This window comes from Rhodococcus antarcticus, from assembly GCF_026153295.1.
GTDB lineage: Bacteria > Actinomycetota > Actinomycetes > Mycobacteriales > Mycobacteriaceae > Rhodococcus_D > Rhodococcus_D antarcticus.
This window is the reverse complement of the sequence record NZ_CP110615.1, coordinates 1,297,968-1,319,215: the sequence shown is the minus strand read 5'-3', so window position 1 is coordinate 1,319,215 and position 21,248 is coordinate 1,297,968. Positions and strand designations below refer to the sequence as shown.

General features: G+C 70.5%; 25 protein-coding genes and 1 pseudogene. 12 read left to right on the top strand and 14 right to left on the bottom strand.

What is annotated here, in order from left to right; all coding sequences use genetic code 11:
- Window positions 1-120: 120 nt before the first annotated feature.
- From RHODO2019_RS06480 to RHODO2019_RS06455, 6 genes are all read right to left on the bottom strand, one after another.
- Window positions 121-1,665 (bottom strand): class I adenylate-forming enzyme family protein, encoded by a 1,545-nt coding sequence (locus RHODO2019_RS06480; protein ID WP_265384177.1) that lies wholly within the window; start codon window positions 1,663-1,665, stop codon window positions 121-123.
- A gap of 860 nt (window positions 1,666-2,525) precedes the next feature.
- The gene (locus RHODO2019_RS06475) at window positions 2,526-2,738 is read right to left on the bottom strand and encodes a hypothetical protein (RefSeq protein WP_265384176.1); all 213 of its coding nucleotides are present in this window, start codon (window positions 2,736-2,738) and stop codon (window positions 2,526-2,528) included.
- Between the two features lie 78 nt (window positions 2,739-2,816).
- On the bottom strand, window positions 2,817-3,149 hold the full coding sequence (locus RHODO2019_RS06470; RefSeq protein WP_265384175.1) for a putative quinol monooxygenase: 333 nt from the start codon (window positions 3,147-3,149) through the stop codon (window positions 2,817-2,819).
- Between the two features lie 289 nt (window positions 3,150-3,438).
- The gene (locus tag RHODO2019_RS06465) at window positions 3,439-3,591 is read right to left on the bottom strand and encodes a hypothetical protein (RefSeq protein ID WP_265384174.1); all 153 of its coding nucleotides are present in this window, start codon (window positions 3,589-3,591) and stop codon (window positions 3,439-3,441) included.
- A gap of 1 nt (window position 3,592) precedes the next feature.
- A complete protein-coding gene (locus RHODO2019_RS06460; protein WP_265384173.1) occupies window positions 3,593-4,297 on the bottom strand; it encodes an alpha/beta-hydrolase N-terminal domain-containing protein in 705 nt (234 codons plus the stop codon).
- Window positions 4,298-4,859: 562 nt separating this feature from the next.
- Entirely contained in the window at window positions 4,860-7,190 is a 2,331-nt protein-coding gene (locus RHODO2019_RS06455) for an HAD-IC family P-type ATPase (protein WP_265384172.1), read from the bottom strand.
- Window positions 7,191-7,426: 236 nt separating this feature from the next.
- On the opposite strand from RHODO2019_RS06455, the gene RHODO2019_RS06450 reads away from it, so the two are divergent.
- On the top strand, window positions 7,427-7,738 hold the full coding sequence (locus tag RHODO2019_RS06450) for an HU family DNA-binding protein (protein ID WP_265384171.1): 312 nt from the start codon (window positions 7,427-7,429) through the stop codon (window positions 7,736-7,738).
- A 146-nt stretch (window positions 7,739-7,884) separates the two neighbouring features.
- On the opposite strand, the gene RHODO2019_RS06445 is transcribed toward RHODO2019_RS06450, so the two are convergent.
- From RHODO2019_RS06445 to RHODO2019_RS06435, 3 genes are all read right to left on the bottom strand, one after another.
- A complete protein-coding gene (locus RHODO2019_RS06445; RefSeq protein WP_265384170.1) occupies window positions 7,885-9,651 on the bottom strand; it encodes a pyruvate dehydrogenase in 1,767 nt (588 codons plus the stop codon).
- A 254-nt stretch (window positions 9,652-9,905) separates the two neighbouring features.
- Complete coding sequence (locus RHODO2019_RS06440) at window positions 9,906-10,136, bottom strand: hypothetical protein (RefSeq protein WP_265384169.1); 231 nt, start codon at window positions 10,134-10,136, stop codon at window positions 9,906-9,908.
- A gap of 63 nt (window positions 10,137-10,199) precedes the next feature.
- On the bottom strand, window positions 10,200-10,355 hold the full coding sequence (locus RHODO2019_RS06435) for a DUF6131 family protein (protein WP_265384168.1): 156 nt from the start codon (window positions 10,353-10,355) through the stop codon (window positions 10,200-10,202).
- Window positions 10,356-10,773: 418 nt separating this feature from the next.
- On the opposite strand from RHODO2019_RS06435, the gene RHODO2019_RS06430 reads away from it, so the two are divergent.
- The 3 genes and pseudogenes from RHODO2019_RS06430 to RHODO2019_RS06420 form a co-directional block, all read left to right on the top strand.
- On the top strand, window positions 10,774-10,983 hold the full coding sequence (locus RHODO2019_RS06430; protein ID WP_265384167.1) for a hypothetical protein: 210 nt from the start codon (window positions 10,774-10,776) through the stop codon (window positions 10,981-10,983).
- 570 nt (window positions 10,984-11,553) lie between these two features.
- On the top strand, window positions 11,554-12,825 hold the full coding sequence (locus RHODO2019_RS06425) for an alpha-hydroxy acid oxidase (RefSeq protein ID WP_265384166.1): 1,272 nt from the start codon (window positions 11,554-11,556) through the stop codon (window positions 12,823-12,825).
- A gap of 163 nt (window positions 12,826-12,988) precedes the next feature.
- A pseudogene (locus RHODO2019_RS06420) lies at window positions 12,989-13,117 on the top strand (BldC family transcriptional regulator); the annotation flags it as partial.
- A 276-nt stretch (window positions 13,118-13,393) separates the two neighbouring features.
- On the opposite strand, the gene RHODO2019_RS06415 reads toward RHODO2019_RS06420, so the two are convergent.
- Window positions 13,394-13,735, bottom strand: coding sequence for a hypothetical protein (locus tag RHODO2019_RS06415; RefSeq protein ID WP_265384165.1), 342 nt, complete (start codon window positions 13,733-13,735; stop codon window positions 13,394-13,396).
- Between the two features lie 131 nt (window positions 13,736-13,866).
- Between RHODO2019_RS06415 and RHODO2019_RS06410 the strand changes: the two genes are divergently transcribed.
- The 8 genes from RHODO2019_RS06410 to RHODO2019_RS06375 all read left to right on the top strand — a co-directional run bounded on the left by RHODO2019_RS06410 (window position 13,867) and on the right by RHODO2019_RS06375 (window position 17,841).
- Window positions 13,867-14,100, top strand: a complete 234-nt coding sequence (locus tag RHODO2019_RS06410; protein ID WP_265384164.1) for a hypothetical protein — start codon at window positions 13,867-13,869, stop codon at window positions 14,098-14,100.
- A gap of 208 nt (window positions 14,101-14,308) precedes the next feature.
- Window positions 14,309-14,767: an Asp23/Gls24 family envelope stress response protein gene (locus tag RHODO2019_RS06405; RefSeq protein WP_265384163.1), complete on the top strand. Its 459-nt coding sequence runs from the start codon at window positions 14,309-14,311 to the stop codon at window positions 14,765-14,767.
- The gene (locus tag RHODO2019_RS06400; RefSeq protein WP_354005585.1) at window positions 14,764-15,189 is read left to right on the top strand and encodes an Asp23/Gls24 family envelope stress response protein; all 426 of its coding nucleotides are present in this window, start codon (window positions 14,764-14,766) and stop codon (window positions 15,187-15,189) included. The genes RHODO2019_RS06405 and RHODO2019_RS06400 overlap by 4 nt, the downstream gene beginning before the upstream one ends.
- Window positions 15,190-15,427: 238 nt before the next feature.
- Window positions 15,428-15,607, top strand: coding sequence for a DUF2273 domain-containing protein (locus RHODO2019_RS06395; RefSeq protein WP_265384162.1), 180 nt, complete (start codon window positions 15,428-15,430; stop codon window positions 15,605-15,607).
- Window positions 15,600-15,992 carry an Asp23/Gls24 family envelope stress response protein gene (locus RHODO2019_RS06390; protein WP_265384161.1) on the top strand — a complete coding sequence of 131 codons (393 nt, stop codon included), beginning with the start codon at window positions 15,600-15,602 and terminating at the stop codon, window positions 15,990-15,992. The genes RHODO2019_RS06395 and RHODO2019_RS06390 overlap by 8 nt, the downstream gene beginning before the upstream one ends.
- Window positions 15,993-16,084: 92 nt before the next feature.
- Window positions 16,085-16,585, top strand: a complete 501-nt coding sequence (locus RHODO2019_RS06385) for a DUF6286 domain-containing protein (RefSeq protein ID WP_265384160.1) — start codon at window positions 16,085-16,087, stop codon at window positions 16,583-16,585.
- Window positions 16,582-17,151, top strand: a complete 570-nt coding sequence (locus tag RHODO2019_RS06380; protein WP_265384159.1) for an Asp23/Gls24 family envelope stress response protein — start codon at window positions 16,582-16,584, stop codon at window positions 17,149-17,151. The genes RHODO2019_RS06385 and RHODO2019_RS06380 overlap by 4 nt, the downstream gene beginning before the upstream one ends.
- A 228-nt stretch (window positions 17,152-17,379) precedes the next feature.
- The gene (locus RHODO2019_RS06375; RefSeq protein WP_265384158.1) at window positions 17,380-17,841 is read left to right on the top strand and encodes a histone-like nucleoid-structuring protein Lsr2; all 462 of its coding nucleotides are present in this window, start codon (window positions 17,380-17,382) and stop codon (window positions 17,839-17,841) included.
- 79 nt (window positions 17,842-17,920) lie between these two features.
- Here the strand turns inward: RHODO2019_RS06375 and RHODO2019_RS06370 are convergent, their stop codons facing one another.
- From RHODO2019_RS06370 to RHODO2019_RS06355, 4 genes are all read right to left on the bottom strand, one after another.
- Window positions 17,921-18,193 carry an SHOCT domain-containing protein gene (locus RHODO2019_RS06370; RefSeq protein ID WP_265384157.1) on the bottom strand — a complete coding sequence of 91 codons (273 nt, stop codon included), beginning with the start codon at window positions 18,191-18,193 and terminating at the stop codon, window positions 17,921-17,923.
- A 287-nt stretch (window positions 18,194-18,480) separates the two neighbouring features.
- The gene (locus RHODO2019_RS06365) at window positions 18,481-18,861 is read right to left on the bottom strand and encodes a hypothetical protein (protein ID WP_265384156.1); all 381 of its coding nucleotides are present in this window, start codon (window positions 18,859-18,861) and stop codon (window positions 18,481-18,483) included.
- Window positions 18,862-18,911: 50 nt separating this feature from the next.
- On the bottom strand, window positions 18,912-20,339 hold the full coding sequence (locus RHODO2019_RS06360) for a sensor histidine kinase (protein ID WP_265384155.1): 1,428 nt from the start codon (window positions 20,337-20,339) through the stop codon (window positions 18,912-18,914).
- Complete coding sequence (locus tag RHODO2019_RS06355; protein WP_265384154.1) at window positions 20,332-21,060, bottom strand: response regulator transcription factor; 729 nt, start codon at window positions 21,058-21,060, stop codon at window positions 20,332-20,334. The genes RHODO2019_RS06360 and RHODO2019_RS06355 overlap by 8 nt, the downstream gene beginning before the upstream one ends.
- Window positions 21,061-21,248 lie beyond the last annotated feature (188 nt).

The window sequence follows — 21,248 nt, the reverse complement described above, 5'->3', positions numbered from 1 at the left end:
TCGGTCACCACCCTGGGGACCGATCGTCGTGCCACCATCGCGCACCCCGGTGGAGAAGTCGATGGGGTGCACCTCAGTCCTGCCGGGGCCGCAGCCCACCTGTCCAGCTTCTCCCGACCTCTACCGGCCGTGCACTGGTGGTCCCCACGGGGTGGTGTCTCGCAGGGTGCGCTTGAGGATCTTGCCGCCGGCGTTGCGGGGCAGCGGGTCGGTGCGGACGTGGAAGAACTGGGGCACCTTGAACTCGGCGAGGCGCTCGCGCAGGTAGTCGACGACCACCTCGGCGTCGAACGGTGTCCCCGCTGCCGTCACGATCACGGCGCCCACCTTCTCGCCCATGACGTCGTCGGGTACCGCCACGACCGCGGCGTCGGCCACCCCGGGTGCCCCGGCGAGGGCGTTCTCCACCTCCACCGAGTACACGTTCTCACCGCCCCGGTTGATGATGTCCTTGGCCCGGTCGACGACGTGGACCAGCCCGTCCTCGACGCGGGCCAGGTCCCCGGTGTGCAACCACCCGTGGTCGAACGCCGCCGCGGTGGCGTCGGGGTTGTTCCAGTAGCCCAGGACGACGTTGGGGCCGCGGACGAGGAGCTCACCCACCCCGGTGTCGGGGTCCACCGCCTCCAGGGCCAGGTCCACCACCGGGGCGGCGAACCCGACCGAGTCGGCGTGGTCGGCGGCCCAGTCGTGGGGCAGGAACGTGGCGATGGAGGCGGTCTCGGTGAGCCCGAACCCGTTTCCGACCGATGCGGCCGGGAACGTGTCCTGCAGGCGACGCACCAGGGCCGGTGCGATCGGGGCGCCACCATAGGTCAGCTGACGGACCGCACCCACGTCGACCGTCGCGAGGTCGCTGTGGGCCAGGGCCAGGGCGTAGATAGCGGGGACGCTGACCAAAGTGTCGATGCGCTCCTGGACCAGGGTGCGCAGGAACGCTGTCACGGTGAAGGTGGGCAGCACCACGGTCGTGCCGGCGAGGGCGAGCTGGACGAGCAGCTGGCTGTTGCACCCGGTGACGTGGAACAACGGCACCGACACCAGGTTCCGGGTCGTGGACCCCTCCGCCCGGTTGACCCCGATGACCCGGATCGCGGTCTCCACGTTGGACAGGAAGTTCTCGTGGCTGGTCATCGCCCCTTTGGGCGACCCCGTGGTGCCGCTGGTGTAAAAAATGGCGGCAAGGTCACCGGGCTGTTGATTCTCGGCGACGAACGGCTCCCCGTCGGGTAGCGGCTCGCCCACCCGCAGCACGCTTGCCGCACCGGAGTCGGTGAGCACGTGGTCGACCTCCGGTGGGGCGAAGCGGGTGTTCACCGGCACCGCGACCGCCCCAGCGAGCTGGGTGCCGAGGAACCCCAGCACCCAGTCGACACCGGCGGGCAGCAAGTTCGCCACCCGGTCGCCCCGACCTACCCCTGCGGCGACGAGGCCACCGGCGACCCGGGCCGCGCGGTCCCACAGCTGCTGGTAGGTCAACCGCGGGCCGACCACCTCGACCAGGGCCTCACCGTCGGGGTTGCGGTCGACGCTGGCACGCAGCATCGCCGTCAACGATGCTGGCAGACCGGTGTAGTGGGCCAGACCCGTCGCGTCCCGCTCGATGCCGGACATGTCGAAGGGAGCCTCACCCCGGGCCAGCGGTTGGGGTGCCGGGGCGGTCATCGGGGTTGGTCCATGGTGGTTCTCCGGGTGCTGTTTGTGAGGACGGTGTAGGGCCGATGAGAGCCTGCTGCAAGACGGCAGGCGGTGGCAACGTCGGGAGCGGCGTCGGCGCGGACATCGACGTACAGGAAGGACTCACCGACGGCCCCTGCTCGTTCCACCCGGGTGAGTCCTGCAGGACGGTGCAGTCACGCTGGCCTCGGGCCCGGTACTGGTGGGCGCCCCGAACAAGCCGTCCCGCCTGACCACCTCCGGTCAGCAGCAGGCTGACCAGCGGGCGAATCACGTGGTAGCCGCCTCAACACTCAACGCCCCGCCGGACACCGGGCCGTCGCACACCGCCCAGGTAGACACCATTCCGCGGCCGTGATCAGAGCGTCCAAGAACGATCACCGACACCCAGCAACGTGACGCACGAGCAGGCTGGATAGGCGTACAGGTCAGGCGACCGCCCTAGGTTCGCGAGCGCACGGCCCCTGACTCGGGCCAGGAACGGCGTAGAGCGACCTCTGGGAGCTCGTCCTGGGTGAGCCCGGCTGACCACAACACAAGGTGACCGCCCCGCCAAAAGTCAGGAACACCCGCCCGCAGGCCCAGCGTGCAGAATACGTGCAGAACAGGAGTCAGGACGTGTCCACCAACGTCCACTCGTGTCCAGAGTTCGAAAGCCGCGCACAACTGGCTCGGTATCGGCGCAGGCCGGAGCCATATTTCGTAGCGTAGGTACGTCGCCGTGAACTATCCGTGAACGTCCGGGGCTGCACCAGCGGGCTTTCACAACTCGCCTAGGCTTCTCGGTGCAGGCGAATTGTGTTGGAGCCCTTCGCCTCGACCGTCACCCTTCAGCTGACGATCGTGCGCTACAGGAAAACCCGGTCGACGTCGCGAAGGATCAAGCCGTCACTGGCCGCCGAGACCGAGACGCTGAGCGGAAGCAGCCAGAAGATGGGGCGGGCGACCGGGCCCGCGCTGGCCGTGACCTCGACGCGATCCTGCGTGGTCCGGTGGTTCAGGACAGCGGGCTGCCGCCGTTCTGCACGCCGCATCACCTGCTGCCGCACCTTCGGGGACACGGCCTCGTGCCGGGGCGCTCGGGAGGTGGCGAGATCGTGGTGAGCGGGATGCCGCTTACGATGCGCCCATCGATCAGCTCAGAACTCCGACATCTTGTCCCAGCCGTCGCGGTCCGCGGCGTCGATGTAGAGGATGTCAGGGCGCTCGGCGATGTATTGCTTTGCGTCGCCGTCGACCCCTTGCTCGAAGTGTTCCGAGTTGACGTGCGCCTCGCCGGCCGCGGCGTCGTCGAAGGCCTCGATCGTCAGGATCGTGTCGGGGTCGTCGACGCTGCGGTAGTGCTCGTACCACTTGTTGCCCGGCTCGGCGCGGGTCGCGTCGGTGTATGCCTGACTCGCCGCGAGGTAGGCGTCCGCGGTGCCAGGCTTGAGCTTCTTCTTGACGGTGATGTAGATCAAAGCTCTCCTCATTCGGGGTGGGGGTGGCGCCGTCCCCCGTCTGGGTCTCCGGTGGGCGACGTGCTCAGTTCAGCACTCTCGCACGGTGAGCAGGTTGTCACCTGGACGGCATCGCGCGCAGCCCCACCCGTCTCGCGAAACCCGAGCTTCGCCAGAGCCGCCGCGACGCAAGATTCCAGCCCCGACACGTGCCCGGTGTCCCATCGGTCACACGTTCACGCTCCGCGTGACGATCGCCTTGTGACCACGACGCGGAGCCGGTCCTTTCGGCGCAGGTGAGCACGTGGGTGATCGGCGGGCCTCAGGCGTCCAGCTCGATGGCGGCCGGCGCGGCGGTCAGTGCGCGGGGTGAGCTGGTGCGTTCGTGCGAGCCCAGGGCGGTGTCCGCGAGCTTGATGACGTGTTCCCCGCCGTGGGCAACGGCGCGGGCGAGCACGTCCGCGGGGGTGGTCACCTCAGTGCGCACCTGTCGGGGGGCGGCCGGGCGGTAGGCGGCGAACACTGCTGCCGTCGCCGACCAGGCGGCGTCGAAGCTGCTGAGCCATAGTGCCTGCGGCAGCGAGGGAAGCACCGCGGCCACGGCGTTGGGCGCGGTCGCGGCGTGCACGAGCATGGTCGGCGAACCGTGCGCCCAGCTCGCGTACGCGACGACGGCCGCGTCGACCAGCGCGTCCAAGGCCACCGCGTGCACCTACCGCTACCCCACCGGCGAGCAGCCGGGGCAGATGCACCCAGCGGTGCAACCCTCGGGCCAGCAGGCGTGCCACCACACGCAGGCCGCGGGCCGTGAGGAGCAGCAGCATGAACACCGCCACCAGCATCGCCCCGCAGCGCAGGTAGGCCGGTGTGGTGGGGATGTCGGCCCCCATCAAGGCGCCCAGGGCACGCTGCCAGCGGGCCGCGGCGACCGTCATGACCACGACCGTGGCGATCACGCCGACGATCAGCACCCCCCACCCGGTGGCCCGCAGCCACCGCGGCCGGCCACGCAGCCACGCGGCCAGACGGGTGCGCCGGCTGAGCACGGCGATCACCACCCCGAGTCCGTGGCCGAGCACCCCGGTGACCCCGCTGACCAGCCCCTGGAACAACCAGTCGCGAGGGATCAGCGACGGCGTCATGGCCCACGCGACGAACAGCGCGGCCACCGCCAGCCCCACGGGGTGCAGCCGAAAGCCACCCCTACCGCGGTTCGGCCGCTCGGACTCGGACGTGCCCACCGCGGCGCCGCGGCCCCCAGCGAGTGGCTGCGGCTCGTCCTCGGGTCCGGGTGCTCGGCGGTTCAGCACCACTCAGGCCGGGAGCGTGGGGCATCGCGTCTCGGCGATCGGGCTCCGGCCCATCAGCCCACCGTCCACCGCGATGACCTGGCCGGTAATCTACCGGGACGACAGCCGAGCACTGTGCTCAGCATGCTGAGCTGGATGGTCCGGCCGGACTCGTCGAGGTCCTCCGTCGTGCTGTTGCCCCCACGTGGTTGCACATGCTGCCCAACCGGCCGGACGTCGGGGCGGCAGAGCCGACCAGCTCCAACGAGCGCGACGTCCATCACTTCCTCGACGAAAGCCTAGGTTCCTCCGTGGTCGACGCTCGTGGTCCACGATGACGTCAGGAGCATCCCCCGGGACCGAAGTGACCAGAATGGCCCCGCCGCGGTGGTTCGAGCACCGGTACCACCCTTAGAAGGGTGCCGGTCTTGTCTGCCGACAGCGGGCGACGGCATCACCCCTTGTCGACAGTTGACTCGGATCGCTGCGGCCGCTCCGGGACACGTCGTGCGAGGACTCGGTGGGTGGCCTCGACGAGGAGGCAGGCGAGGGCGGCGATACCGGCGGCGAGGAGACCCCGGTTGGGGGTCGGGTGGAGCAGGAAGATGGTCGTGCCGAGAGCCGGGATCGCGACGACGAGAACGAGTACCCCCGCGAGCGATGCGACCAGGAGCATCTTCCACCCGGTGAAGGGCCGGGCTAGCACGGTCACGATCCAGAGCGAGGTGATCAGGACGGTGAGGGTAGCGGTCGTGCGGCCACCGTCGACCCCCGCGGCGGGGTCGAGTAGCCGGGTCACGCCGAAACCTGTGTAGGCGGCGACTCCGACGATGAGCCCGGTGGGACCGGCGAAGGCCAGCACCCGCGGCAGGAAGCCGGGAACGTAGCGGCGCTGGTTGGGTCCTAGTGCCAGGAAGAACCCGGGCACCCCGATCGTCATCGTCGAGATCAGGGTGAGCTGGATCGGGGCGAGGGGGTACGCGCTCGACGTGGCCACCGACGCCACCGCCAGCACCAGCGAATACACGTTCTTGACCACGAAGAGCTTCGCGGCGCGCTCGATGTTGGCGATGACCCGCCGGCCCTGCGCCACGACCTCGGGCAGGTGGGAGAACGCGCTGTCGAGCAACACGAGCTGCGCGACAGCGCGGGTGGCGGGTGCCCCGTTGCCCATCGCCACCCCGACGTCCGCGTCCTTGAGGGCCAGGGTGTCGTTGACCCCGTCGCCGGTCATCGCCACCACGTGCCCGCGGCGCTGCAGCGCGGCCACCACGTTGCGCTTCTGCTGCGGCGAGATGCGCCCGAACACGCTGTGCTCCCCGAGGACGTCACCGAGCCGGTCGAGGTCCTCGGGCAGCCCGCGGGCGTCCACGGCGTCGGCCGCCGAGTGCACCCCGGGGACTCCTACCTCCACCGCGATAGCTCCGACGGTGCGCGGGTTGTCACCGGAGATCACCTTGAGCGCGACACCTTGGTCGGTGAAGTAGCGCAGGGTCTGCGCGGCGTCGGACCGCACCCGTTCGGTCAGCACCGCCAGGGCCACGGGCTGTAGACCTGAGGGCAGCTGCCCGGGGTCGCGCGACACGCTCGTGTCGGGCTCGCCGCTCTCGTTGATGGGCCCGTGGAGCGCCGTCTCGGAGTGGGCGAGCATCAGCACCCGCCGGCCTTGCGCGGCGACCTCGTCGGAGGCCGACCGGGCCAGAGTCTGCGCTTCGTCGAGCGGGTCGGGGAACACCATCTCGGGGGCGCCGAGCACCCAGGTCCCATGACCGCGGACGGTGACGGCGCCCCATTTGCGGGCCGAGGAGAACGGGATGGAACCGAGCGGTGCCCAGGTCGAGGTCCCGACGTGCGCCGCGAGCGCCTTGGACGTCGCGCTGGTCTCGGGATCACCGGCGGCCAGGGCCAGCGCCTGCTGGACGTCGTGCGCGGTTGTGTCATCCAGCTGCTGCACCCGCTCCACGGTGAGCTCACCCTCGGTGAGGGTGCCGGTCTTGTCCAGGCAGACGACATCGACCCGGGCCAGACCTTCCACGGCGGGCAGCTCCTGGACGAGTGTCTGCTGCCGGGCGAGGGCCACCGTGGCCAGCACGAACGCCAGGCTCGTCAGCAGCACCAGTCCTTCGGGTACCAGGCCGACCAGGGCGGCCACGGTCCCGGTGACCGCGTCCTGCCAGCCGTGGTTGTCGGGGCTGCGCAGCTGGCTGAACAGCAGGATCGGCGCGACGACCAACATCACCACCGAGATCCACCGCAGCAGTCGGTCGGTTCCCGCGACCAGCTCGGAGTGGGTCAGTGTCGAGCGTTTCGCCTCGACTGCGAGCCCCGCCGCGTAGGTGTCTGCCCCGACCGCGGTGACCTGGACTCGGCCGTGTCCCGCGACCACGATCGAACCCGACCGGACGTCGTGACCACGCTGCTTGGTCACCGGCTCGGACTCGCCGGTCAGCAGCGCTTCGTCAATTTCCAGCGCCGCCGACACCGTGACCACGCCGTCCACGGGTACCTGGTCACCCGACCGCAGCTCCAGCAGGTCGTCAAGGACGACCGCGCTCACCGCGATGTCCTGCACCACGGCCGCCCGCACCACTCGGGCTGTCGGTGCGGTGACGACCTGCAAGCGGTCCAAGGTCCGCTTCGCCCGCAGCTCCTGCACGACACCGATCGCGGAGTTCGCGATGATCACCAGGCCGAACAACCCGTTCTGCCAGCGCCCCGTCGCGAGGATGACCACCAGTAGCACCAGCAGCAGCCCGTTGAACACGGTGAGCACGTTGGCTCGCACGATGTCCGCCACTGTGCGACTGGTCCTCACCGCGTAGGCGTTCGTCCGCCCGCCGCGGACCCGATCGGCGACCTGGTCCGCCGTCAGCCCCGCCGGCGGGGTGACGAGAGCTGGGACGGACGGCGCCACCTGATCTGTCATGGCGTCCTCACCCCGGTCGTCCGAGCCGGGGTGCCTCGCTGCCGGGATGGCTCTCTCCGATCGTCGGCGACACCCGGGTCGCGTCGTCCGTCCTCATGCCATTCACGCGCCTTCATGGTGACGGACCCTCCACGCTCAGCGGTCTCGCCACCCTCACCGACACCACCGGGCGCGCCGTCGCCCGGAATGCGTTCGCCGTGGCCACCGCGACCGACCTCCCCCGCGCACAGGTCGAGGCCACCCTCAGCGCCACCCATTCCGAGGTACGGGACGCGGTGGCCTCGGGAGACAAGGTGCAGCTGCCCGCGACCCGGGTGGTGGGCTTCAAGGTCGGGACTCCCTTCAAGCAGGAGGTCGCCGACAGCACCACCACCAAGGCGACGGCGAAGAAGGCCACCAAGAAGTAGCCGTACCCCCCCGCACGGTTGTGCACCTGCAGCTCGCTGCGTGGCTCGACCAGTGGTTCGCCGACCATCCCGACCCTCCGCCCGGGGGGTCGCCCCAACTGCGCCTCACCCGTGGACCATGACTCGATGCGCCGAGTCCGGGCCGCTCATCGTCCGAGCTGGCTCGGGCGCGGGATGTTGCGCAGGTTCGCCCGCGCCACATCCAGCATCTTGCCCACCCCGCCCTGGAGCACCGTCCTGCCCGCGGCCAGCGCGAACCCCTTGACCTGCTCTCCGGTGACCATGGGCGGCAGGCTCAAGGCGTCGGGATCGGTCACCACGTCCACCAGCGACGGCCCGTCGTGCGCCAACGCCTCGCGCAGGGCTGCTCGGACATCATCTGGGTGGTCGACCCGCACCGCGTGGAAACCGCACGCACGGGCAATCGCCGCGTGGTCTACCGGACCGTGGTCAGTCTCGAACGACGGGTACCCCGCGACCATCATCTCAAGCCGGACCATGCCCAGCGATCCGTTGTTGAACACCACCACGGTGATCGGGAGCCCGTTCTGCACCACCGTGAGCAGCTCACCGAGCAGCATCTCCAGACCCCCGTCACCGGACATCGCCACTACCTGCCGGCCCGGGAACGCCGACTGCGCACCGATCGCGTGGGGCAGCGCGTTAGCCATCGTCCCGTGCTTCCAGGACCCGATGACCCGGCGGCGCGCGGACGGGGTGATGTAGCGGGCCGCCCACACGTTGCACATGCCGGTGTCCACGGTGACCACGGCATCCTCGCCGAGCAGGTCGTCGAGCTCGGCCGCCACGTGCTCCGGGTGGATCGGCCTGCGGGCGGAGACGTGCTGGGTGTAGGCGCTCACCACGTGCTCCAGGGCCTTCGCGTGCCGGCGGAGCATGCCGTGCAGGAAGCTCCGGTCCGGCTTGCGGGAGATCAGTGGCAACACCGCGCGCAGCGTCTCCCCAACGTCACCCACCACCCCCAGCTCCAGCACCGTCCGCCGCCCCAGCCGGCTCGGATCCCGATCCACCTGCACCGTGCGCGCCTGCGGCAGGAAGTCGCCGTACGGGAAGTCCGTGCCCAACAGCACCAGCAGCTCCGCCTCGTGGCACGCCTGGTAGCTGGCGCCGTAGCCGAGCAGCCCACTCATCCCGACGTCGAACGGGTTGTCCCACTGGATCCACTCCTTGCCCCCGAGCGCATGACCCACCGGGGCGCCGACCAGCTCGGCGAGCGCGAGGACCTCCTCACGGGCGTCCCGCACCCCGGCACCGCAGAACAGCGTCACCGAGGCCGCCTCCTCGATCAGGCGGGCCAGCTCGACGACCTGCCCGGGCAGGGGCACGGTGCGGCCGCGACCGGCAACCACGTCGCTGGACCCCGTGGGGTGCGCAGCCGTCATGGCCGCAACATCGCCGGGCAACACGAGCACAGCCACACCACCCAGGCCCAGGGCGTGCTGCTGGGCGATCCGCTGGATGCGCGGCATCTGAGAGGGCGAACTGACCAGCTCGCAGTAGTGGCTGCACTCGGCGAACAGCGCCTCCGGGTGGGTCTCTTGAAAGTATCCGCTGCCGATCTGGGCCTGCGGGATGTGAGTGGCGATCGCCAGCACAGGAGCACCGGTCCGATGCGCGTCGTACAGGCCCTGGAGAAGGTGGATGGTGCCCGGCCCGCAGCTGGCCGCACACACCGCCAACCGCCCGGTCAGCAGGGCCTCGGCCGCTGCCGCGAGCGCGGCCGACTCCTCGTTGTGGACGTGCACCCAGTCGATACCGCCCCGCCCGCTGCCCCCGCTGCGCCGCACCGCGTCCGCGACCGGGTTCAGGCTGTCGCCTACCAGTCCATAGACCCGCTGCACCCCTGCCTGTACCAGCACCGAGACGAGCTGCTCGGCGATTGTCACGGCCATCCACGATCCCCTCCCTGCTACACCCTCACCCGACACGATCGGTCAACCGGACTCCACCGGACAGGGCCATGTGTCACTACCGCTCAGCGATTACGACGCCTAAGGCCCTGCACGGGCGGAACGTGTCAAGGCCGGTGAGACAGTCGGGGTCTAGTCGTTCTGTACGAGGGCCTCCCGGCTGGGCTGGTTGACCCAGGCCGCTGTGGGTAGCGCGGGTGGTTCGGGTCGGCGGTGGCCGAAGCGGGCGGGGTTGGTCACGGGCTCCATCCACCGTGTCCCAGCCGCGGCGCAGGCGTCATGCCCGGCGGAGGTGGTGGAGGTGGGATCTGCGGGTAGCCGAGGATGACCACCTTGGCGTGCGGGGCCTTCGCGCGGACCGCGGACAACGTGTTGACCAGGGCGGGGTTGGTCTGGTTGTTGATGGTGTCGACGAACGTCGTGCCGTACTTCTGCTGGCACGGCGCCCTGCGCGGGCCATCGAGCACGGGACAGCCCCACCCCGGTCGTCGGGGTGGGGCTGTTTGGGGTGCTGGGGATCGCCCGGCCGATCAGTAGAAGTGTTTACGCCCGCCGACCTCACGACCGACCATCCCCAGGACGAGCAGGATGAGTCCGATGACGAGCAGGATGATGCCGATCGTGTAGAGGATCGGGATCTTGATGAGGAACCCGACCACGAGCAGGATCACACCGAGGGTGATCATTGAGGTGCCCTCCGTTCAGGAACCAGCCCGTGGGTGCGGGTTGGTGAGGATCTTCCTACCGCCTCGGACGCCTGAGGTATAGAACGACAAGCCCACCAAGGTGCGATTGCAACCGCCCGGTGACATCACCGCGGCCAGGGGCGCAACGGGAGACCCGCTCACTCCCACCCGGGTTGAATGCCCGGACCGGCGCGCTGCTCGAGCACCCAGCCGCAGCTACGACCTGTTCCACAGGTCCTCGTCGGAACCCTCGGTTGTGACGACCGATGGTTGGCCACGGCCCGCACGCGGCAGGACTCTTCACGCGCGACCCCACCCACTTCCGCCGCTACCTCCCAGCGACTATGTTCTCAGCCCCGGGTGCGGACCCACGCCGTGCGTCCGCACCGGGGACACAGCCCGAACATGGAGGGTGATCATGCGACGCGGTGGACTCCTCGGCCTGCTGGTCATCATCTGGCTGATCATCGGCGCAGCTGCCGCGGGCCAACGTCACTACTTCGACAACGCCCCCACCAACTGCGCCACCGCCGGCACCATCGCCATCACCATCCTCGCCGGCCCCCTCAACTACCTCGGCGTCAACCCACAGGTCACCGACTGTCAGGTCCCACAACCCAGCCAATAACCACCCCCGCCCAGGCGCGGCCTCGCTTGGTTCGTCGTTCAGCGAGCATCTTGCGGGACGTCATCCGGTCGAGTCCTGCATCCTGCGTTGCGATGGACTCTGACCGTCCTGCCTGCACGGACATGAGTGCTGCCTGTTGGGAGGCGATCTCCGCGAGGCGTTCCGCTTCCCGGGCGCGACGCAAGGTACGGCCCCGCTCGTGCTCGGCAGGCTCGTCCTTGTCGCACCACCGTTCGTGGGTCTTCTGAACCACCTCGAACAGGGAGGCGAGCTGCTCCGAGAACAGGTCGTAGAGGGCCGGGCCAAACCGGGATCCAAGCGCGTCTCGTTGCAACGTCGGGCCCTCGGTGGTCTCACGGCACCCGAGGGTGCAGGGGATCATTGGTCCTCAGGCTGGTGTCGTCGAGGAGCTGCTCCTGAACACCCAACGGGAGGACCCGGAGGCGGAAGCACACACCCACACGGTGTGAAGGTCGCGATCGGTGCCCGTCTCGAAGGTCGGTGCCCCTCCGACCTGGTCGAGCAGGGACCTCGGTGCTGCCGGGCAGCTCGGGGTGATAGGAAGAGGTCATGGTTGAGCGTCGCTTCCCGAACCGCCGTGACCTTGCGCCGCTGTTGACGTTCAAGGTCCCCGAGCTGGATGCGAAGAAGCGGCGCTTGGCGGCCGCACTGACGATCGAGGACCTCCGCGACATCGCCCGACGTCGCACCCCGCGCGCGGCCTTCGACTACACCGAGGGCGCAGCAGAGGCCGAGATCTCCCTCGCCCGTGCCCGTCAAGCGTTCGAGGACATCGAGTTCACACCCTCGATCTTGCGCGACGTGTCCACCGTCGACACCAGCCGCACCGTGCTCGGCGGCCCGGTCGCCCAACCCTTCGGGATCGCCCCCACCGGGTTCACCCGGATGATGCACACCGAAGGTGAGATCGCCGGCGCCACCGCCGCCGCCGCGGCGGGCATCCCGTTCGCGCTGTCCACCATGGGCACCACGTCGATCGAGGACGTCAAGGCAGCGAACCCTGACGGACGAAACTGGTTCCAGCTGTACATGTGGAAGGACCGCGACCGGTCGATGGTCCTCGTCGACCGGGCCGCCAACGCCGGCTTCGACACCTTGTTGGTCACCGTCGACGTCCCCGTCGCCGGCGCCCGACTCCGCGACAAGCGCAACGGCATGTCGATACCGCCCGCGCTCACACCTCGCACCGTCCTCAACGCGATCCCCCGCCCGGCATGGTGGATCAACTTCCTCACCACCGAGCCGCTCGCCTTCGCCTCGCTGGACCACTGGTCCGGCACGGTCGCCGAGCTCATCGACACCATGTTCGACCCCACCGTGACCTTCGAGGACCTGGCGTGGATCAAGGAGCAGTGGCCGGGCAAGCTCGTCGTCAAGGGGGTGCAGAACGTCCAGGACGCCCAACAGCTCACCGCGATGGGGGTGGACGGCATCGTTCTGTCCAACCACGGTGGCCGTCAGCTCGACCGGGCACCGGTCCCGTTCCACCTGCTGCCCCACGTGGTGCGCGAGGTGGGCGCCGACACCGAAGTGCTCCTGGACACCGGGATCATGAACGGCGCCGACATCGTCGCCGCCATCGCCCACGGCGCCCGCTTCACCCTCATCGGCCGGGCCTACCTCTACGGGTTGATGGCCGGCGGCCGCGACGGCGTCGACCGGACCATCGAGATCCTCTCCGACCAAGTCGCCCGCACCATGCGTCTGCTCGGCGTGACCACCCTCGACGAGCTCACCCCAGCCCACGTCACCCAGCTCACCCGACTCGGACCCCTACCGGCGGCGGAACCCACCACCGAACGGGCCGACGGGCTGCGCTGACAGCAGCGGCGGGTCCAACCGAAGGTGCGTCGCGACGACCGCCGGTCACGACCACTCCTCAGTTCGATGGCTGCGCGTCCTCGCCCCCGCCGGCCACCCGGCGCGGTTCCGGCGGTTGGCCACGTCTGGTCGCCACCCTTCAGCCCGCTGAGCGCTGTTCCCCTGGGCCAGCACCGGCCGCCTCGGCTCCAACCGCACCCCCGGCGGACACCGACGCTCCCGCGCCTCCGAAGCGCACACCCTCCTGGGCAACCTCACCACCGAGGCGTTCAACCCCGTCACCGACGACTGACCCAACACCCGACCCGTCCTCACCGTCGCCTCAACAACCAGGTCCGGGTGGGGTCGCGACGCTCAAGCTCGTCGAGGTACCCCGACGCTGAGCCGCGGCCGCCCGAGGGTCTCAGGCCCGGTGGTGTGTTCCTGCTGGATGTACGGGCCACCGTCCGGACAGCCAGAAGGGCCGGGCAGCATCCGCTGCCCGGCCCTTCTGCTGGCCACTCACCCACCCGGTACCGATGCCGGCGCAGGACATCGTCGACTCACCCGGGTAGGTGACCTGTGACGTTCAGGCGCCCGGGGTGTCCGCGGTCTCGGCCGCACCCGGGGCGTCCGGGGTGTTCTGGTCACCCTGCTGGGTGTTGCCACCATCGACCGCACCGGGGGCGGCGGCGGTGTCCCCGGCCTCCGGGATGTCCGCCGCACCGGCGACGTCAGGGCCGTTCTGGTCACCCTCCTGCACGTCGGCACCACCCAGGGCGTCGGCGGTGTCACCAGGGGTGGCGGTGCCGGAGACGCTCGTCGACGGTGCCGGCGAGGTCGTGGTGGCGGCGTTCGCCACACCCGCCCCGATGCCCCCCACGGCCAGCACACCCAGTGCCGCCACAGCGATCCGCTTGTTGAGCTTCATGAAGGGGTCCTTTCCCGAACCGACCCACGCTCTGCAGGCCGTTGAGAACGACCGTGCCCGCCCCCACCTGTACGGAGGCTGAACGCCGCTGAGGTTCCCGGACGGGACCACAGGGGCGCAACGACTCCGCGGTGGGCAGGGGGACCGGGCTCAACGGTGCGGTCGTCGGCGCGACCATGACCATGGGCTGGCTCACCGAGGTGCTGCGCGAGGAACGGGAGATCCCCAGCCACGAGCACGAACTGCTCACCCACGCCCTCAACGACGACGTGACCTCCCGCGGCCAGGACCACCCCGTGGCCTGCACCGAGGACGTCGACCACCAGGGGCAACGACCACCAGGGGCAACTCCCCACCAGGGGTAACGCCTCGCCGAGGCCGTGCCCCGCCGCCAGCACCCGCCACCGGCGAGCACACCCGTCTGGGCAGGACCCCCCGGTTACCGGCCCCGTGGCCCATCGTTGGGCAGGGACGACCTGGAACCGGTACACCGTAAGAAGTGGTGTGGATCATAGTGGCCGGTGGCGTGCCGACCCGTCCCCACCGACAGCCCAGAGAGAAGGTTCATCGCTGATGACCACCCCCGCCTCGTCCTCCACCAAGGATCTGTCCGCCTCCTCCAGCTCGGCGTTGGTCAGCGCCCAGGGCAAGACGACCATCGCTGACACCGTGGTCTCCAAGATCGCCGGGATCGCGACCCGCGACGTCTCCGGTGTTCACGCCGTCGGTGGTGGCACCTCCCGGGCGGTCGGTGCCCTGCGGGAGAGGATCCCCGGGGCCCGGGTCAACCACTCCCAGGGCGTGTCGGTCGAGGTCGGGGAGAAGCAGGCCGCGATCGACCTGGACATCGTCGCCGATTACGGGGTGTCCATCGCCGACCTCGCCGCCGGTATCCGCCGCAACGTCATCGAGTCCGTCGAGCGGATGACCGGGCTGCAGGTCACCGAGGTCAACGTCACCGTCAACGACATCTTCCTCGCCGACGAGAGCAGCGACGAGGACACCACCCCCGCCCCCGCGCGGGTGCAGTGACCGACCCCCACCCCCCGCGCAGCGCACCGGGCCCCGTCCCGACGGGAGTGGTGCCGGCACCGGCGGGTGCCACCCCCACCTCCTACGGCATCCAGCCACCCGCACCCGTCCGGGTGGAGCTGGTTGACCAGGTCGCTGCCGTGGTCCTCGCCGTGCCCGGTGTTGCCGGACTGCACGGGGGGCTCTTCGGGGAGGCCGCCACGTACCTGCCCGGGCGACGGGTGCGGGGCATCCGGCTCCAGCACGACAGCACCGAGGTCCACCTCGCCGTGTTCTACGGCAGCGACGTGCGGCTCACCGCCGCCGCGGTCCGGGCCGCGCTCACCGGCATGGTCCCCACCCCCATCCACGTCACCGTCGAGGACATCGCCCCCGCCGAGAACAAGGCCCCCGCCGGGTCGACACCCTCGACACAACGCTGATGCGGGCATCGAGGGACACCCAGTCCCAAGCCAGGGGCGCAGCGTCGGGCCGCACTGACGCGTACCCACCCCGACCCGGGGTGGCACCACCGAGGCCAACCTCGACGCTGTCAACACGGTCCGGGTCTGCCGGCCGAGGTGGCTGGGCTGCCCCCGAGCACAACCCGCCGCCCAGCGCCCCGATGACCCCGAGGACCACCCGCCCCCGTTTCCCCCTCCCCACAGACAGGACTACCTCATGACCTCCTCCACCGTTGGGCTCATCGCCGGTCTGCTGCTGGCGATCGCCGCCGTCATCGGCGGGTTCCCCGGCTTCCTGCTCGCCCTGGTCCTCGGCACCGTCGGCTACGTCATCGGCGCCTCCCGCGACGGTGACATCGACCTCAACGCCCTGCTGCGGGGCAAGGGCCGTGGCTGAGCTCACCGACACCGCCGACGCCCTGGCGCGGCGTGAGCCCGGGCAACGCGGGTCCCTGGTGGTCAAGGACAAGGTGATCGACCGCATCGCCGTCGTGGCCGCCACCTCCATCCCCGGCGTGCAGCGGCACACCAGCGGCCTCGACCGGGTCACCGGACGAGGGTTGCCCCGCACGGACGTCACCGTCGCCGGCGGCCACATCCGGGCCCGCATCGACATCGCCGTCACCTGGCCACAGTCCCTGCCCACCGTCGCCGCCGCCGTCCGCGACGCCGTCACCGAACGGCTCACCACACTGGTCGGGTTCACCGTCGACGCCATCGACGTCGGCATCACCACCATCGTCCCCGCCGAGCAGCCCCACCAGGGCAGGAGGGTCCAGTGAGCACCCCCACCCCACCCCGGCACGCAGCCGCGTCCCCGACAGCCGACGGTGTACAGCCGAGGGCGGGGCGCACCCCTACCCGCGCCCCCGCGGTGTCCCGGTGGGCGATCCTGCTCGCCGTGCTCGTCCTCGCCGCCGGCGTCGTGGGCATCCGGGACGCCCTGCTCGCCACCGGCGCCCTGCACGGAAGCTCCTACACCCGCACCGCTGCGAGCTACCTCGACGGGCTCACCGCCCAGGGGTGGATGCTGCCCGCCGGCCTCGCCGCCACCCTGCTCGGGCTCTGGGTCCTGCTCGGGGCGCTACGCCCCCGCAGACGCACCCAGGTGCGGGTCGAGGGCACACCCGGGGCATGGATGCGCCCGGCAGACGTGGCGAAGCTCGCCCACGACGCCGCCGACACCATCGACGGGGTCGTCACCGCCACCGCGACCGCCACCCGCAGGACGGTCACCGTCCGGGTCGCCACCACCGCCCAGGACGGCACCCCCACCGCCGACGCCGTCACCGCCGCCCTCCACCACCGCCTCCGCACCCTGCAGCCCCCGCCGCGAGTGAAGGTCACCACCCGATACACCGGAGGGAACACGTGAGCCGCACCCTCACCGTCCTGGACCGCGTCCTCGTCCTCGTCCTCGCCCTCGCCCTTGTCGCCCTCGGCGTGACCGCGGTGGTCTGGCAGAGCGGACGTCTCAGCCAGCTGCACGGAACCCTGCGGGCCCCCTGGCTGACCGCCGCCACGACCGCGGGATGGTGGCCATGGGCCACCGGCGCCACCGGTGTCGTCCTGGTCATCCTGGCGCTGCGATGGATCACCGCCCACATCACCAGCAGCAAGGTCGCCGACGTCCGAATGGCCGGGAGCACCACCGCCGGACGCCTCACCGTGGACCTCGGTGCCCTCGCCACCGCTGCCGCCGCCTCGGTGCAGGACACCCCCGGGGTCCGCACCACCAGCGGTAGGGCCCTGAACGACCGCGGACGGCGCACCATCGCCCTCACCATCATCCTCGACCCGCACGCCGACCTCACCACCATCACCACTGCCACCGACCAGGCATGCACCAACATCGTCACCGCCCTCGGTGACAGCGCCACCGCCCTGCGAGTCCACCTACGCACTGCACGCACCACCAAGACCAGCCCTCGCGTCACCTGACCCGACCCGCGCCCACCACACGCCGCACGAGGTGCAAGAAGGACCCGCGTACAGGTCGAGGACAACAAGCACCAGCGACGTTCCACAGCCGAGGGTGGGGAGTGCCGGCCACACTGAGAGCCCCGGCGGGAAGGGGCCCGCGGGGGCGCCGACGACCACCGACGGGCGCAGCCGGGCTCCACATCCCCGCCGGTCACGGCCGGCGCTGTGGCCTGGGAGACTCCTCTCATGAACACGATTGCCGCCATAGGCCTGTCCGCGGTGAGGCAGCTGGCCACGACGCTGGCCACGGTCATCCTCCCGACCACCAGCAACCACCCCCACCGGGGAACCCCCAGCGGGCGTCCGCGACCCCACCCGGAGCTCGCCGACGACGTCAGTGGTGCAGTGCTCCCCACCGACCAGGTGCACACCGTCCACTTCGGCCTCGATGGCACCGCCTACAGCATCGACCTCTCCCCCGACAACGCTGCCGCGCTCCGGGGCGACCTCGCCCCCTGGGTGAAGCAAGCTCACCGCCGCAGCCACACTGCGGGGACCAGCAGGACCCGCCGGCCCACACCGGGGGCCACACCAGGACCTCGCCCCACCACGACCATCCGGGAGTGGGCACGGGCCAACGGACACACCGTGTCCGACCGCGGCCGACTGTCCACCACCGTCACGCGGGCCTACCACGCCGCCCACTGACCCCGACGGCAACCCCAGCCTGAACCTTGGTTTCAGCCGCCCGTGGTGCAGCGGTCCTGGTTCGGTCCAGCGCGACGGGTCAGAGATGTTTCTGACCGTGCAGGGCCGCGAGGCGACCGGTGAACTCGGTCTCGTCGATGTCCCCGCGGGCGAATCGCTCAGCGAGCAGCTGCTGGGCGGTGCGATGCGATGCGACCATGCCCCCCGCGACCCGGTCACGGCGTTCGGGCTGGCGGAACACCACGACGAGACCCGCGATGACCAGCCCCCAGAACACCAGCATGCCAACACCCATCAGCAGGTAGCCCCACCCGTTGCCGACGCCACCATCATTGCCGTACCAGAACATCATCGAACCTCCTCCTCGACAGCACCCTGGGGGCTACCGAACTCGCCTACAACCGTTGATCGCGGCTGGCCACGCACCACGGTGTCCGCAGCACCAGTACGATGCGGCAGCGGAACGCGTGGTCCGCTGAACCCTGTGCCAGTGCTCGAACCCGAGCAACGACCCCTCCGGACTGGTGATCCGGGCCTCGCTGCCCTCTGCCGCCGACCCGCCGACCCGCCGACCTGCACGTTCTCGTGCGTGCGACTGTCTCACCCGGGTGGCACTGCTGAGCTCGGGACCTGACGGGTTCAGCCGTTGCTGCCGCCCACGCTGTTTCCTGGGCCGCTGTTGCTGCCGCCGACGCTGCCCATCATGGCGCCGGTTCCGTGCTGGCCGTTCATCATGGCGCTCATGCCGCCGGCCCCGGACATCATCTTCGTCATCTGACGACACATCTGGTCGTGCATCTGCTGGGCGGCGGCCTGCTGGTCGGCGGGCAGCTTCGCGATCATCGTGGTCATCAGCGTGTCCATCTGGGCCTGCTGCTGCGTGTCCGTCGAGCTCGGCGGGGTAGGCGCCGGGGACGCCGAGGCGCTCGTGGCGCCGGCGATCAGGCCGAGGCCCAGCACTGCTGTCGCTGCTGCGGCCGCCAGACCTGTGCGTGTCCGCGTGTTCTTCATGGTGGTCACTCCTCATCGATTGGGGGTGGTGCTCGAACACCCCTGACGGTAGGTCCCGGTCATGGAGATCCTGTGAACCTGAGATGGGATTTGTGTGCGATCACGGGCAGGCGCACCAGGAACCGGCTGCCGTGTCCGGGGTCGCTGGTCACCGAGATCTCCCCGTCGTGCGCGGCGACCAGTCCGGCGACCACGGCCAGCCCGATGCCCGAGCCGCGACCGGTCGAGGTGGCACCCCGGAAGAACCGCTCGAACACCCGGGGAATGTCCTCGGCCGGGATACCCACCCCGGTGTCGGCCACCACGAGCTCGGCGTGCCCGTCGCGGACCTCCAAGGTGACGGTGATGGTGCCACCGGTCGGGGTGAACTTCGTCGCGTTGGTCACCAGGTTGGTCACCACCTGCCGCAGCCGCACCGGGTCGGCCACCACGCTCACCTCGGCGAGGTCGCTGCGCATCTGTAGGCCCGACTCGGCGACATGAGCTCCCAGCCCGGCCAGGGTGTCGGCGACCAGCGGGGCCAGGGCCACCTCGCGCCGGTCCAGGGTGAAGCCGGCGGCGTCGGCGTCGGCGACGGTCTCCAGGTCCGCGACGAGGCGACCCAGCCGCAGCGCCTCCTCGTGCAGCGAGTCGATCACCTCGGGTTCCGGGGCGACGACCCCGTCCTGGACGGCTTCGAGGTGGCCCTGCAGGATGCTCAGCGGGGTCCGAAGCTCGTGGGCGATGTCCGCGGCGAACGCGCGGCGGAGCTCCTCCTCCCGCTGCACCGTTTCGGCCATGGTGTTGAACGACGCGGCGAGCCCACCGATCTCATCGCCCGAGGACACCCGTGCACGCCGGTCACGATGACCGGCGGCGAGCTCGTCAGCAGCCGCGGTCAGCTCCAGGACCCGGGCGGTGATGCCCCGCGCGATGAGCAACCCGGCGCCCAGCGCGACCACCCCCGCGGCCAGGGCCCCACCGAGCAGCGCCTGGTTGACCGAGGTGCGCAACGCCGCGTCAGCGGCCGGCACCACAGCCTGCGGCACCCGCACCAGCGCCGTGCCGACCTGCTGGCCGTTCACGATGACCGGCCGCGCGACGGCGGGCCCGAGGGCGGAAACCCCCATCATCTGGTTGTGCATGGCTCGCATGGCCGGGTCCGCACCAGCCTGGGACAGCGACCAGATCGGGGTGCCATCCGAACCGAGCAGGGAGACGTCCACCCCCGACATCACCAACCCGGACCCCAGCCGGTCCAACGAGGCGACCTGCCAGCCCGCAGCCTGCTGGTACTCCCCGGTCAGCAGCCCCACGACCTGGTCCTCGCGGGCCTGGCGCTGGCTGTCGACGTAGGTGCCGAACCGGGCACCGAAGACCAGGTTCACCACGATCGCTGTCAACGCGGCACCGGCCAGCGCGGTCACGGCGAAGGCAAGGGTGAGGCGGCGGGCGAAGCGGCCCCCCAGCAGCAGCCAACGCGCCGGGCGGAACCCAGCTCTACCCATCGCGGTCCACCACCAGCTTGTAGCCGACCCCGGCCACGGTGGCCACGAACCGTGGGACGGTCGGGCTGTCACCCAGCTTGCGGCGCAGGTTCTTCACGTGCGCATCGACGGTGCGATCAGCCGGGTCGTACTCAGCGCCATACTCCCCGCCCCCGCCCTGGACCCGGGCAACAAGCTCCGGGCGCGACCACACCCGACCCGGGCGCCCGGCGAGCGCGGTGAGCAGATCGAACTCGGTGCGGGTCAACACCACAACGCTGTCGTCGACACGCACCTCCCGACGCTCACCGTCGATCCGCAACACACCAGCACCGAACGAGACGGGCTGCTGCGCTGCGGCGGGGTCAGCACCGGTGCCGCTGCGGCGCAGCACCGCCGCGACCCGGGCCACCAGCTCCCGTGGGCTGAACGGCTTCGTGACGTAGTCATCGGCACCCAACCGCAGCCCAGCGATGCGCTGCGCCTCCCCCGCCTTTGCCGTCAGCATGATGATCGGCATGTCCCGGTCGCGGCGGACCTCGCGGGCCACGTCCTCCCCCGGCCGGTCCGGCAGCCCGAGGTCCAGGATCATCAGATCAGCGGTGCCCACCAGCTCCATGGCCCGCACCGCCGTGGCAGCCTCCACCACCACATAGCCCTCGCGCTCGAGGTAGACCCGCACCAGATGACGGATCTTCGCCTCGTCATCAACCACCAACACCACCGGTGCCGTCACCGTCACCCACCCCTTCTCCTGCCCCGGCCGCCCCGCCCGTCAGGAGCGGTCCCCGAACTCGACCAGCACCCCGCTCGGGGAGCCGAAGCTCCGTCCAGCTGCCCTACCTCGCACCGACGCTAGATCGAGGCGGTGAAGATGCAGTGAACGCACACCCCACCCAGCCGGTGGCGTCCCGGCCCCCGCGACCTGCT